At 51.1% G+C, this 13,130-nt stretch carries 12 protein-coding genes; 11 read left to right on the top strand and 1 reads right to left on the bottom strand.

Annotated features, from left to right (window positions below; all coding sequences use genetic code 11):
- Entirely contained in the window at window positions 1-1,248 is a 1,248-nt protein-coding gene (locus tag HI950_RS06720) for a nucleotidyltransferase (protein WP_169083113.1), read from the bottom strand.
- Between the two features lie 162 nt (window positions 1,249-1,410).
- On the opposite strand from HI950_RS06720, the gene HI950_RS06715 reads away from it, so the two are divergent.
- The 11 genes from HI950_RS06715 to smc all read left to right on the top strand — a co-directional run bounded on the left by HI950_RS06715 (window position 1,411) and on the right by smc (window position 13,124).
- Window positions 1,411-1,929 carry a YceD family protein gene (locus HI950_RS06715; protein ID WP_169083112.1) on the top strand — a complete coding sequence of 173 codons (519 nt, stop codon included), beginning with the start codon at window positions 1,411-1,413 and terminating at the stop codon, window positions 1,927-1,929.
- A 38-nt stretch (window positions 1,930-1,967) separates the two neighbouring features.
- The gene (gene rpmF / locus HI950_RS06710; protein ID WP_006036546.1) at window positions 1,968-2,141 is read left to right on the top strand and encodes a 50S ribosomal protein L32; all 174 of its coding nucleotides are present in this window, start codon (window positions 1,968-1,970) and stop codon (window positions 2,139-2,141) included.
- A gap of 270 nt (window positions 2,142-2,411) precedes the next feature.
- Entirely contained in the window at window positions 2,412-3,008 is a 597-nt protein-coding gene (gene fapR, locus HI950_RS06705) for a transcription factor FapR (RefSeq protein WP_053375681.1), read from the top strand.
- Window positions 2,992-3,981, top strand: a complete 990-nt coding sequence (gene plsX / locus HI950_RS06700) for a phosphate acyltransferase PlsX (protein WP_169083111.1) — start codon at window positions 2,992-2,994, stop codon at window positions 3,979-3,981. The genes fapR and plsX overlap by 17 nt, the downstream gene beginning before the upstream one ends.
- A 9-nt stretch (window positions 3,982-3,990) precedes the next feature.
- Window positions 3,991-4,977, top strand: coding sequence for a beta-ketoacyl-ACP synthase III (locus HI950_RS06695; protein WP_169083110.1), 987 nt, complete (start codon window positions 3,991-3,993; stop codon window positions 4,975-4,977).
- A 142-nt stretch (window positions 4,978-5,119) separates the two neighbouring features.
- Window positions 5,120-6,043 carry an ACP S-malonyltransferase gene (fabD, locus tag HI950_RS06690; protein WP_169083109.1) on the top strand — a complete coding sequence of 308 codons (924 nt, stop codon included), beginning with the start codon at window positions 5,120-5,122 and terminating at the stop codon, window positions 6,041-6,043.
- A 29-nt stretch (window positions 6,044-6,072) separates the two neighbouring features.
- Complete coding sequence (fabG, locus tag HI950_RS06685; RefSeq protein WP_053375685.1) at window positions 6,073-6,822, top strand: 3-oxoacyl-[acyl-carrier-protein] reductase; 750 nt, start codon at window positions 6,073-6,075, stop codon at window positions 6,820-6,822.
- Window positions 6,823-6,913: 91 nt separating this feature from the next.
- On the top strand, window positions 6,914-7,147 hold the full coding sequence (locus HI950_RS06680; protein WP_053375686.1) for an acyl carrier protein: 234 nt from the start codon (window positions 6,914-6,916) through the stop codon (window positions 7,145-7,147).
- 273 nt (window positions 7,148-7,420) lie between these two features.
- Window positions 7,421-8,662 (top strand): beta-ketoacyl-ACP synthase II, encoded by a 1,242-nt coding sequence (gene fabF, locus HI950_RS06675; RefSeq protein ID WP_169083108.1) that lies wholly within the window; start codon window positions 7,421-7,423, stop codon window positions 8,660-8,662.
- Window positions 8,652-9,356, top strand: coding sequence for a ribonuclease III (gene rnc / locus HI950_RS06670; protein ID WP_053375688.1), 705 nt, complete (start codon window positions 8,652-8,654; stop codon window positions 9,354-9,356). The genes fabF and rnc overlap by 11 nt, the downstream gene beginning before the upstream one ends.
- A 189-nt stretch (window positions 9,357-9,545) precedes the next feature.
- Window positions 9,546-13,124: a chromosome segregation protein SMC gene (smc, locus tag HI950_RS06665; RefSeq protein WP_169083107.1), complete on the top strand. Its 3,579-nt coding sequence runs from the start codon at window positions 9,546-9,548 to the stop codon at window positions 13,122-13,124.
- The last annotated feature ends 6 nt before the right edge of the window (window positions 13,125-13,130 follow it).

Genomic DNA, 13,130 nt, shown 5'->3' with positions numbered 1-13,130 from the left:
CTATTCGACCGCAATCGGTTTATCCGTATAATCACGGAACAATGGCTGCGGGGATGATGTTTTGGAAACACCCAGCATATAAACGCTGCTTGCTTGGGTGTCAAGCTCTAGGTAGCGGAAAGGCTTTGGCGGTCTTGCAGCGCTTAGCAGCACAGGCAATTCAGCGGATTTTCGCATACGGCGTAATAAATGCTTGCCTTTTTCCGTAAAACCAAGCACTCTTATATATTCAACGCCTGAAGCGAGCTTCTCTTGTGTGAGGTCGGCTTTGTTATGTCCGAGCAGAATGGCGAGCAGCGCGCGTTGAAGCTTCGTTCGCGTGTAGCGCTTCGTTTTCAATGCTTCCAATAGATCTTCGAACTGTCGTGACGCAAGCTTCGGAAGGGCGTTCAGCAAGCGATGCTCCAAGCCCTCTGATATTTCATGCATGAGCGTTAGCTCCGCTGGTGAGCGAGTGACGATGCCATGCAGCAAAGCGTCGGTAAACGGCTCCCAGCTGATCGGGCAGCGGCCTGCCGACCATTCCTGCGTCAAGATACGATAGGTTGTCTCAGGAACGTATGCGCGGGCTTCCTCAAGCGAGCGCTGCTCGAGGAGCAGCTTGCGAATCGCTGTCGCGCTTGCGATCAGGCTGTCGGTAGGCGTATCCTGATTATATTGCGCCTTCTCTCGGGTGATGGTGAAGGGCTCCATTTTGCCGCCAAGCCGTTTTAAGGCAATTAAATAGTGAAGCGCTAATGTATGATTTGGAAGCGAGAACGGGAAATTAGCAGCAGAGGCATATCCTTGTTCCGACAGGTAAGCGGTTATGGCGCTGCTGTATGCGCTTGGATAACTGATGCCTGTTTGAAGATGCTGCTTCAAGAGCGTTTTGAACGCCTGCGGCTCGTTTGCAACGATCTCCGCTGCCTGCAGCAGCGGCTCAAGCTCGCCGTTTTCTGTTCCGAAGCAGAAGCTGTCAACGACGCCTGTCGCTTCAAGCAGCGATACTGCGCCATAGGCGAACCATTCGGCGGCTTGCGTCGCGTAAGCGACAGGCAGCTCGATAACGAGATCGCAGCCACCCTCAAGCGCCATGCGCGTTCTGGCCCATTTGTCGAGCAGGGCAGGCTCTCCGCGCTGGAGAAAATGGCCGCTCATGACCGCAACGACTGCGTCAGCTTGCGTTATTTTACGTGATTGTTGCAAATGATACAAATGTCCGTTATGAAACGGGTTGTACTCGACAATAAGTCCGACTGTGCGCATTCGCTTGGGTCCTCTCTCTGTTAAATGTTGGTCGTTTCACTATAGCATAGAGAAGGCGTTCAATCACGGGCTGCTCAAAGACTTACGGAAAAGCAGTGTGAAAATGTTGACAAAACGGTAGTCTGATAGATATAATAATCTTTGTTTGTTTGGGGTGATCTGATGCAGTTTCATATTCAAGAAACAATGTCCAAAGGGTTGAAAACGACAATTGACGAACAGTTGGATGTCAGTGACCTTTTTAAAGGACGCCAAGATGTTTATCGTACGGGACCGCTCCATGTATCGCTTCAGGTGACTGGGCATGAAGGATTTATTGAAGTCGACGGCAAGCTTGCCATCGATCTCGAGCTTCCTTGCTCGCGTTGTCTTGAACCGGTGAAGGACCATACGGTTATTCCATTCTCGGAAGTATTCAAGCGGCCTTCGACTGAAGAGCGCGATGAGGATATGGAAGAGGAAGAGAATGACTTCATTGAGGTGAATGGAGAAAGTTTGGACTTGAAGCCTTATGTGGAAGAAGCGCTTCAATTGTTCATGCCTTTTGCGCCGCTTTGTAGCAATGACTGTAAAGGTCTCTGTCAGACTTGCGGACAGAACTTAAATGAGCACAAATGCAGCTGTTCGAACGAGAAGATTGATGTTCGTTTTGCAGCGCTAAAGGATCTATTTAAGGAATAAGCGTAAAGCTGATTGAATTTTTGAAGGAGGTGTTAAATATGGCAGTACCTCAGCGTAGAACATCCAAGACTCGCCGTGATAAACGTCGTACGCATTTCAAACTTGCAGTACCGGGCATGGTGAAGTGTGAGCAATGCGGAGAGTTGAAATTGGCTCACCACGTATGCAAAGTTTGTGGATATTACAAAACAAAAGAGATCATTTCCCAATAGTGGATTGATGTCAGAAATAGCACTTCATCAGTGATGAGGTGCTATTTTTTGCTGTAAGGAGGCGTAGTTCTAATTATAGAATGCGCTAAAAGTCTTATATTTTCATGCTACATTGCGCTCTCGCGTATTTTTTTATATACTTAATTAGTACCAGGTGATAATATCAAGCAGCATACATATACTAATCGTGCTGGTGCCTTAAACGGCTTATGCGCAATTAGAATCGTTTATGTCATTACACGGTAAAAGGTGGTGCCGAACATCGAACGAATGCCCAAACGGCAGCGGCATCAGCAGCTTGCCCGACACATTGATGAAAATCCTTTTATAACTGATCGGGAACTCACGCGACTGCTGAAAGTAAGCATCCAAACGATTCGGCTTGACCGAATGGAGCTTGGCATTCCGGAGCTTAGAGAAAGACTTAAGCTGATGGCTGAACGTTCCTATGATTCGGTTCGATCGTTGCCATTGCATGAGGTAATCGGTGACATTGTCGATCTGGAATTGGACAAGAGCGGCATCTCGGTGTTCGAGATTCGCGAGGAGCATGTATTCTCCAGGACCGGAATCGCAAGGGGCCATCACGTATTTGCTCAAGCGAATTCACTTGCAGTTGCTATTATAGATGATGAAATTGCACTAACCGTAACAGCGGACATCAGATTCATTCGCCCCGTTAAGCTTGGGGAGAAATGTATTGCCAAGGCTTATGTTCGTTCCATCTCGGGCGAGCGGAGCAAGGCGAAGGTGGAACTGTTTACGTATGTTGGAGATGAAATGGTGTTCCAAGGTAACTTTGTAATTTTTCGGTCCGCGGGAGACACAGATACTGAAGGAGGCGACGAACGTGCGGATCGCTATTGATGCTATGGGCGGGGATAACGCACCAAGCTTAATTGTGCAGGGCGCGCTTGACGCGGCGGCGCAGTGGCCGGATACGGAGCTGCTGCTTGTCGGTGAAACGTCAGTAATTGAACCGCTCATGAAAGGGCAGAAGCCCTCTAACGTTACTATATGTCATGCGGATGAAGTTATTGGAGCCGATGACGAGCCAGTTAAAGCGGTGCGCCGCAAGAAAGGGGCGTCCATGGTTGTTGCCGGGCAGCTCGTTCGCGAGAAGCAAGCGGATGCTATGCTCTCTGCAGGCAATACTGGCGCTCTGATGGCGACGGGGCTTCTCGTTGTAGGAAGAATGGATGGCATTGAGCGGCCGGCGCTTGCGCCTATGATGCCAACGATGGACGATGTCGGCATATTGACGCTGGATTTGGGTGCGAACATGGACGCAAAGCCGGAGCATTTGCTCCAATATGCGATTATGGGCAGCATCTACCGTGCTAAAGTACACGGCCTAGAGAAGCCGAGGGTTGGCCTTTTGAACGTCGGTACCGAAGCGATGAAGGGAAACGAGATGTCCAAAGCGGCATACGCTTTGCTCCAACAGGCTCCGATTCATTTTATCGGGAATGTCGAGGCTAGGGATGTTCTCAACCGCAATTGTGATGTGCTTGTTTGCGACGGCTTTGCCGGCAATATTATGCTGAAAGCGATGGAAGGCGCGGCGGGTACGATTTTCACATCGCTTAAGGATGCTTTCGGTAAGTCGTTATTGACAAAACTTGCAGCGGCGATCATGATGCCGAATTTGCGTTCATTGAAGAAAAGAATGGACTACAAAGAGCATGGCGGCGCTCCATTGCTTGGCCTAAACGGCCTCGTCGTGAAATGCCACGGCTCATCGGACGCTCTCGCTGTTAAGAACGCCGTAAGGCAGGCGCGCAGCGCTATCCAAGGTCAATTGATCGAAACCATTGCAGCAGAAATAAACGGGAAGTGAGAGTGCGAAATGAGTTTACATCCTGTAGGCATAATCGGAACAGGCAAATATGTTCCAGAACGCATTTTAACAAATAAAGAGCTAGAAGCTATGGTAGAAACGAACGACGAGTGGATCGTTACGCGCACGGGCATCAAAGAACGACGCCTTGCGTCCGCTCAGGAAGCAACGTCAGACCTCGCGCTGCATGCTTCGCTTAAAGCGATCGCTGCGGCTGGTTTGACGCCGGAAGATATTGATCTTATTATTGTTGCTACGATTACTCCGGATATGTTTTTTCCATCGACAGCATGCTTGCTTCAAGATAAGCTAGGCGCCAAAAAAGCTGCCGCATTCGATTTGTCTGCTGCTTGCTCAGGTTTTATTTACGGACTGGCGACTGGATCGAGCATGGTAGCTAGCGGCATGTACAAGCATGTGCTTGTCGTAGGCGCGGAGACGCTGTCCCGCATTACGGATTACACAGACCGCAATACATGTATTTTGTTTGGAGACGGAGCAGGCGCTGTTGTTCTCGGACAGGTTGAAGAGGGGCGCGGCTTCCGGTCGTTCCAGCTCGGCGCAGACGGCAGCGGCGGAGAATTGCTGAAGGTATCAGGTGGAGGCTCACGCATTCCGGCGACGGAAGAGAGCATACTGACGAAGCAGCACTACATTCACATGGCCGGCAATGATGTTTTCAAGTTTGCCGTTCGAATTATGGGAAGCGTGGCTGAAGAAGCCTTGCAGAAGGCAGGGCTTGAGAAGGAAGATATCGATCTTCTTGTGCCGCACCAAGCGAACATTCGCATTATTCAATCTGCATTGAATCGTCTTAACCTGTCAGAGGATAAAGCGATGATAAATCTTGATAAATACGGCAACATGTCCTCTGCTTCCATTCCGGTTGCGCTTGCCGAAGCGGTGGAGCAGGGCCGTTTGAATGAAGGCGACAAGCTCGTGCTCGTTGGTTTTGGCGGCGGCTTGACTTGGGGCGCTTCGGTGCTGGTCTGGTAGTATTTGTACTTTCGTAAGTTATTTCTATAAAATAAGCCGTGATAAGCTTTCCTCTTACGCTCGGCTTACATTACAACGCGCTATCAAGCTTAACCGCTACTCATGTGGGATAGGTTATTGGAATGCGCAAGGGGGAAACACTTTGAGTAAAACAGCATTTGTTTTTCCAGGACAAGGTGCTCAGGCTGTCGGTATGGGCAAAGATGTGTATGAAGCATTTGATCGTTCACGGTCGATTTTTGAGCAAGCGGATGAAGCGCTGGGCTTCTCCCTAAGCAGCATTATATTTGAAGGACCTGATGATGCGCTTAAGCAAACAGCCAACACCCAGCCTGCATTGCTTGCCGTCAGCGTTGCTCTACTTAAAGCGCTGGAGGGACGCGGCTTGAAGCCTGATTATGTTGCGGGCCACAGCTTAGGCGAATACAGCGCTCTTGTCGCAGCAGGCGTATTGTCTTTCGAGGACGCCGTCCGTACGGTTCGCGCGCGCGGACAATTTATGGAGCAAGCCGTTCCGAGCGGCCTTGGCGCAATGGCGGCAGTGCTTGGCGCCGAGCGCGAGACGCTCGCAGCGCTATGCGCGGCTATTACGGCCGAAGGATCTGCTGTCGAGCTGGCCAATGTGAACTGCCCGGGCCAAATCGTAGTATCAGGCACGGCTGCAGGCGTTCAAGCGGTGGTAGAACGCGGCAAGGAGGAAGCAGGCGCGAAGCGGGTCATTCCGCTTGAAGTGAGCGGTCCTTTCCATTCTTCGCTCATGAAGCCTGCCGCTGCTAATCTTCAAGAGACGCTCGCAACGATTAATATGAAGGATGCGTCTGTTCCTGTTGTGGCTAATGTAACAGCTAGGGTAGCTACAGCAGCAGATGAGATTCGTTCATTGCTTGTAGAGCAGGTTTATTCTCCCGTGCTTTGGGAGGATAGCGTGCGCTATTTGATCGAGCAAGGCGTGGATACGTTTGTAGAAATCGGATCTGGCACGGTGCTTGCCGGCTTGATCAAGAAGATCGACAAAAACGTTCGTGTCATTTCGATAAACAGCATCTCTGCGCTTGAAGCGCTGTAGGTGATTGATCATTAGGGTGGAGGGATAGCATGTTTGCCAGCTTGGAAGGGAAGAAAGCGCTCGTAACCGGAGCGTCGCGCGGAATAGGCAGATCGATTGCCATTGCACTTGCCGAGGCAGGCGCAGATGTAGCGATTAACTACTCCGGCAGCGAGGCTGCGGCAGCTGAAACGGCACAAGCCGTTGAAGCGCTTGGTAGACGCGCATTAGTCATCAAAGCTAATGTCGGCAAAGTAGACGAGTTTGAAGCGATGGTCAAGGAAGTCATCGAGCAATTCGGAGCTGTAGACATTTTGGTGAATAATGCGGGTATTACTAGAGATAATTTAATCATGCGCATGAAGGAGGACGAGTTCGACCAAGTCATTGAAACGAACCTCAAGGGCGTTTTCAATGGCATTAAGGCGGTCACTCGTTCGATGATGAAGCAGCGTTCCGGCCGCATCATTAACATTTCTTCAGTCGTTGGTGTGCTCGGAAACCCGGGGCAAGCCAACTACGTTGCAGCGAAAGCTGGTGTAATTGGCCTGACGAAGGCTAGTGCTCGCGAGCTTGCTTCACGCGGCATTACCGTTAACTGCGTCGCCCCTGGATTTATTCAAACCGAAATGACGGATAAGCTTCCGGAAGAAATGCGCCAATCATTGTCTGGCCAAATTCCGCTTGCCCGTCTCGGCGATCCGAGCGACATCGCAAATGCGGTCCGTTTTCTTGCTTCGGATGCTTCAGCCTATATGACTGGACAGACGATTCATGTGGACGGCGGCATGTATATGTAGCACCAAATAATTTCGTTAAACGGAATTAAAACGGTTACGTATGGCATTTTATCTTTAATTCTCGTATAATACCATGGAGGAGGTGAACCGGATGTCCGAAGTAGTAGATCGCGTAAAACGTATCGTCATCGACCGACTAGGCGTAGACGAAGCGGAAGTTACACTAGAAGCTTCATTTAAAGATGACCTCGGCGCTGACTCTCTTGATGTCGTTGAATTGGTCATGGAGCTAGAAGACGAGTTTGATATGGAAATTTCTGATGAAGATGCTGAGACAATCACCACTGTGGGAGAAGTAGTTAAATACATACAATCTCATACGTAAGTTGGACAAGTCCCGTTTATTAACAAACGGGACTTCTCTCCATCTAGGCGATTTTAAATATTTACGATTATGCACTGCGTTATAGCTTGATATACACATCGACTTTATACCTCCTTATATTTCGAGTGTAAAGGCTCACTCCGTTCACGAACGGCATAGCTTGGATTTACCGAGAAATATAAGCAGGGTATACGCATCACGTTAACATCGACTAATATTTGACAAGATGATGCAGCATGCTCATCTATATTGCAGGACATAGAGGTGAATCGAATGAAGCAAAGAGTTGTCGTTACGGGTATGGGGGTTATTACTTCGCTTGGTTCCGATTTGGAGCAATTTTGGAGTAACTTGCTAGAAGGTAAATCAGGGGTATCGGTTGTTGAGGCTTTCGATTTCTCTGAATACCCAACACGTATTGCCGCTGAAATTAAAAATTTCAATCCCGAAGATTACGGTTTGGATAAAAAAGAAGCACGCAGAATGGACCGCTTCGTACAATTTGCAGCAGTAGCTAGTCAACTAGCTGTAAAAGATGCAGATTTGCAAATTGGTCAAAATGCAGACGCTGAGCGCGTTGGCGTGATGGTTGGCTCCGGAATCGGCGGACTTGGCACATGGGAAGATCAGCACAACATTTTGCTGGAGAAGGGTCCTAAGCGCGTCAGCCCGTTCTTTATTCCAATGATGATCGCGAACATGGCTTCTGGCCAGGTGTCGATGCTTACAGGCGCAAAAGGCCCTAACAGCACGGCTGTTACAGCTTGTGCCACTGGAACGCATTCGATCGGCGATTCGTTCAAGCTGATTCAGCGCGGCGATGCCGACGTGATGATCGCAGGCGGTGCGGAAGCGACAATTAGGCCGACGGGTATGGCAGGCTTTTGCTCGATGCGCGCGATGTCTATTCGCAATGACGAGCCGGAGAAGGCAAGCCGTCCGTTCGATACGGACCGCGATGGCTTCGTTATGGGAGAAGGCGCTGGCGTATTGGTTCTGGAATCGCTTGAGCATGCGCAAGCACGCGGAGCGAAAATTTACGCAGAGGTCATTGGCTACGGCATGAGCGGCGACGCTCATCATATGACTGAGCCTGATCCTGATGGCGCTGCTCGCTGTATGGTGAAGGCGCTAAAGGATGCTGGAATCGAGCCTTCAGAGATCGATTACATCAATGCGCACGGCACATCGACTCCGGTTGGCGATCGTTCGGAGACGAAGGCAATTAAGAAAGCGCTCGGAGATCATGCATATAAAGTAGCGGTTAGCTCGACAAAATCGATGACAGGCCATTTGCTTGGTGCTGCTGGTGGCGTTGAAGCTGTTATTCTCGGGCTTACACTTAAAAACGGCATCATTGCTCCGACCATTAATTTGGACAATCAGGATCCAGAGTGCGACCTTGATTACGTTCCGAACAAACCGCGGGAAGCAAATGTGAAGACAGCATTGTCTAACTCGTTTGGCTTTGGCGGCCACAATGCATCGATCGTGATGAAAGTTTATGAAGCGTGATTCCTTTTATGAACTGCAGCAGCGGCTGCAGCTCAGTTTTAAGCGGACGAAACTGCTGAGACAGGCCTTTACCCACACCTCTTATGTGAATGAACACAAGCGCGGTTCTGCTCAGGACAATGAGCGTTTGGAGTTTTTGGGTGATGCCGTGCTTCAGCTTCTTGTATCGGAATATTTGTTCGCGACCTATCCGCAGCGCCCGGAAGGCGAGCTGACGAGAATGCGTGCATCCATCGTCTGCGAGCCATCATTGGCACAGTTCGCGGAACGTTTAGAGCTCGGCTCTCACGTGCTGCTTGGACGCGGCGAAGAGCAGCTAGGCGGCAGGCAGCGTCAGGCGCTGCTTGCCGACTTGTTTGAGTCTTTTGTCGGCGCGATCTTCCTTGATGCGGGTATTGAGCAAACGAGGGCATTTCTGAATGAGCATATGTTTCCATTCGTTGAGTCTAACGATTATGGCCTGCTCGTAAAGGATTCCAAGTCGAAGCTCCAGGAGCGCTCGCAGCATCATGGGCTTGGCGCTGTTGAATATCGCATCATTGAGGAACGTGGACCTGCGCATGACCGTGAATTTGTCGTTGAGGTATATCTCGGGGAAGAACGCTTTGGCGTTGGAAGCGGGAGAACGAAGAAGGAAGCGGAGCAGCGAGCTGCGGCAGAAGCATGGCGTACGCTTTCCCAGGAGCAAGTCTAGTATGCGAAGAGAGTGTCCAGAACAGGCCATACGGCCCTCTGGGCGCTTTCTTTTTTTATAGAAAGAAGATTGAACGAATATTGCGAATTCACGGTGAATTCTGATTGGGGCGAGGCTGTTTTAACGGCTGAAATGGTTATCAAGGCCTAGAAGTTGTGGTACAATGAGGGGTGAGGTGAAAACCAAGACATGTTTCTGAAACGGATTGAATTATCAGGCTTTAAGTCTTTCGCCGATCGAACGGAAATGGAGTTTGTAACCGGGATCACTGCGGTGGTAGGGCCAAACGGCAGCGGCAAAAGCAACATTTCGGACGGTATTCGATGGGTGCTGGGGGAGCAAAGCGCAAAAAGTTTGCGCGGCGGCAAGATGGAAGACATTATTTTTGCCGGAAGCGACGCCCGCAAAGCGGTTAATTACAGCGAAGTTTCGCTCACCCTCGATAACGGAGACGGTGCGCTGCCTCTCGAGTATAACGAGGTTACCGTAACGCGGCGTGTACACCGGAGCGGCGATAGCGAATATTTGATTAACAAGCAGCCATGCAGGCTAAAAGATATTACCGAGCTATTTATGGATACCGGTATCGGTAAAGAGGCTTATTCCATCATTGGACAAGGCCGAATTGAAGAAATTTTGAGTACGCGCTCGGAGGACCGCCGCGGTATTTTTGAGGAAGCCTCCGGCATCGTCAAATACAAGTCGCGCAAACGCGAGGCGCAGAGGAAGCTCGATGAAACCGAGACGAACTTGCTCCGCATTCATGATCTTGTAACAGAGCTTGAGGATCAAGTTGGTCCGCTGCGCAAGCAGTCCGAGAAGGCTATTCACTTCAAGGCGCTTAAGGAGCAGCTCAAAACCAAAGAAATTTCCATGTACGTACATAACATTGAACAGATCCACGGCACATGGACGGAAGCGAACGGCAAGCTGGAGCGCTTGACGCAGGAGCAGCTGCAGCTATCCACCGTAGTCAGCAAGCATGATGCGCATTTGGAGAAGGATCGCCAGCAGCTGCGGGAGCTTGAGCAGGCGCTTGATCAGCTTCATGAATCGATGCTGCAGATCAGCGAGGATTTTGAGAAATGTGAAGGCTACGGCGAGGTTTTGAAAGAACGCAAACGCAATTTGGAGCAGAATAAGCGGCAGCTGGAGGAATCCATAGCGGCGCAGGATGCCAGAATTGGCACGATGACGCAGGAGGAAGCGGAATTCCGCAGCCGTGCAGCTGCGCTCCAGCTTCAGCTTGCTGATCTTCGCGCGAAAATCTCCGAAGAGGAAGCTCGTTTGCTCGGCGTTGCAGGCGGCGCGGTTGCTGATGCAGAGGAGACGCTTAAGAGCGAGCTGCTTGAGGTACTCAGCGCAATGGCGCAGCATCGCAATGAAATTCGTTACGCGGCACAGCAGCAGGAAACACTGCAGCGTCGTATGGAGCGAATTAGCGAGGACGAGACAAAATGGCTGGAGCAGCAGGAGAAACTGGATGAAAGGCGCTCGGAGCTTGCGGAGGCGCTGGAGTCTACGCTTGCGCGGCTTGAGCAGGCAAGGAGCAAGACGCTTTCCGAGTCCGAGCAAACCAGAGCGATCTCGCAAAGCTTGGAAGAGGTTACGCTTGCGATTCGAAAGTGGGAGCAAAAGCTCGACAGCCATGTTTCGAGGCGCGATACGATGAAGGAAATGCAGGATGCGCTGGACGGATTCATGCAGGGCGTTAAAGAGGTGCTCAAAGCTTCAAGGCGCGGCAATGGAGGCATCAGTGGCGTTCATGGAGCTGTAGCAGAGCTTGTACGAGTGCCCGAACGGATTGAGACAGCTGTTGAGACGGCGCTTGGCGGCGCCTTGCAGCATATCGTCATGGAGGATGAGAAAACGGCCCGTACCGCGATCGCCTTTCTGAAGCAGCGCCAGCTAGGGCGGGCAACCTTCCTTCCGCTTGACGTCATTCGCGGCAGGCAAGTGCCTGAGCATGACAAACGGACTGCGGAGTCTGTAGAAGGCTTCGTCGGCGTTGCGGCTGATTTGGTCAGCTCGGATTCACGCTATGCTGCAATCGTCAACAATTTGCTTGGCAACGTGCTGCTTGCAGAAACGCTAGAGCAAGCGAATCGGATCGCATCGAAATGTCAATACCGCTACCGCGTCGTTACGCTTGAGGGCGATATCGTCAATGCAGGCGGATCGATGACGGGCGGCAGCTTGCAGAAGAAAGGCGCCAGCTTGCTTGGCCGTCAACGCCAGATCGATTCGCTTGATAAAGAAATTGCCGATGCAACAAGGATGGCGGAGCAGCTTCGCAGCAAGCTAAGCGATCTGCGCAAGGAGCATTCGATACGCACGCATAACATTGAGGAGCTGCGCGCTGAAGGCGAGAAAAGCCGCATTGAGGAGCAGCAAATCAGAGCCGAGCTTCAGCAGCTGCACAATGAAGCAAAGCATTTGGATGAGCAGCGGCAGCTATATTCGGCGGACCGCAATACGCATTTAACCGAGCAAAAGGATGTTCAGGCTGCGGCAGCTTCGGCAGAGCTGCGGCTAGAGCAGCTTGTAGTAGATGAAGCAAGGCTGCAGGAAGCGATCCGCATGGCGGAGGAGCGCCGCAAAGCGAGCGAATCCGCTAAGGAAGAGCTGCAGGGACAGCTTACCGATATTAAGATCGCAGCAGCTAAGACGGATCAGGAAAAGCTTTCGTTCGAGGACCAATCGGCGCGCGTTCGCGCTGATATTCAAAGGGCGAAGCAGGAGCTGGAAGGGCTGCGCTCGCTATCTGTCCAGCAAGAGGAAGAGATTGCGAGACATGCGAATGAGACGGTTCAGCAAATTGAACAGCTCAATCACCTCCGCATTAAGAAGCAAGAATGCGCGGAGCAGACGGATCTGAAGCGATCCGCGCGTGCACAGCGTATTGCCGAGCTCGATTTGGGCGAAAGTGAGACGAAGGAGCAGCGCGCTCAGCTAAGACAGGTTGAAGAGCAAATGAGGCAAACCGAAATCGCTGCTAACCGTCTGGACGTTGAGCTTGACAATTTGCTTCGCAAGCTTAGCGAGGAATACGAGCTGAGCTATGAGCTGGCTAAGGAGCAGTATCCCGTGCCGGAGGATGTTCTTGGAACGCAAAACGAGGTTCGAGATATTAAGCGCCAAATAACGTCGCTAGGCGAGGTTAACCTCGGCGCTATTGAGGAATATGAGCGAGTCAGCGAACGTTTTGAGTTTTTGTCGGAACAGAAAAATGATCTGATTGACGCGAAAACGACGCTATACCAAGTCATCCGTGAGATGGACGATGAGATGTCGAAGCGGTTTAAAGCGACTTTTGAGGCGATTCGCGGCCATTTTGTCGTCGTATTCGCGAAGCTGTTCGGCGGAGGCAGGGCTGATCTAGTGCTCGTTGAGCCGGACCGCGTGCTTGATACCGGTATTGATATCGTTGCGCAGCCGCCAGGCAAAAAGCTGCAAAACCTGCAGCTTCTCTCAGGTGGAGAGCGCGCATTGACGGCAATTGCATTGCTTTTTGCGATATTGCAGGTGAAGCCCGTGCCATTCTGCGTGCTCGATGAGGTTGAGGCCGCGCTTGATGAGGCTAACGTGTCGCGATTCGCTCAATATTTGCGCGAATTCTCGGAGCTTACGCAGTTTATCGTCGTTACGCATCGTAAAGGCACGATGGAGGAAGCAGATGTACTGTACGGCGTTACGATGGAAGAAGGCGGCGTATCGAAGCTGGTTTCCGTACGCTTGGAGGATGAGGAAGAGCCGGTATCCGCATAAAAAAAG

The organism is Paenibacillus sp. PL91 (assembly GCF_012935325.2).
GTDB lineage: Bacteria > Bacillota > Bacilli > Paenibacillales > Paenibacillaceae > Pristimantibacillus.
This window is presented reverse-complemented; position numbering and strand designations above follow the sequence as displayed.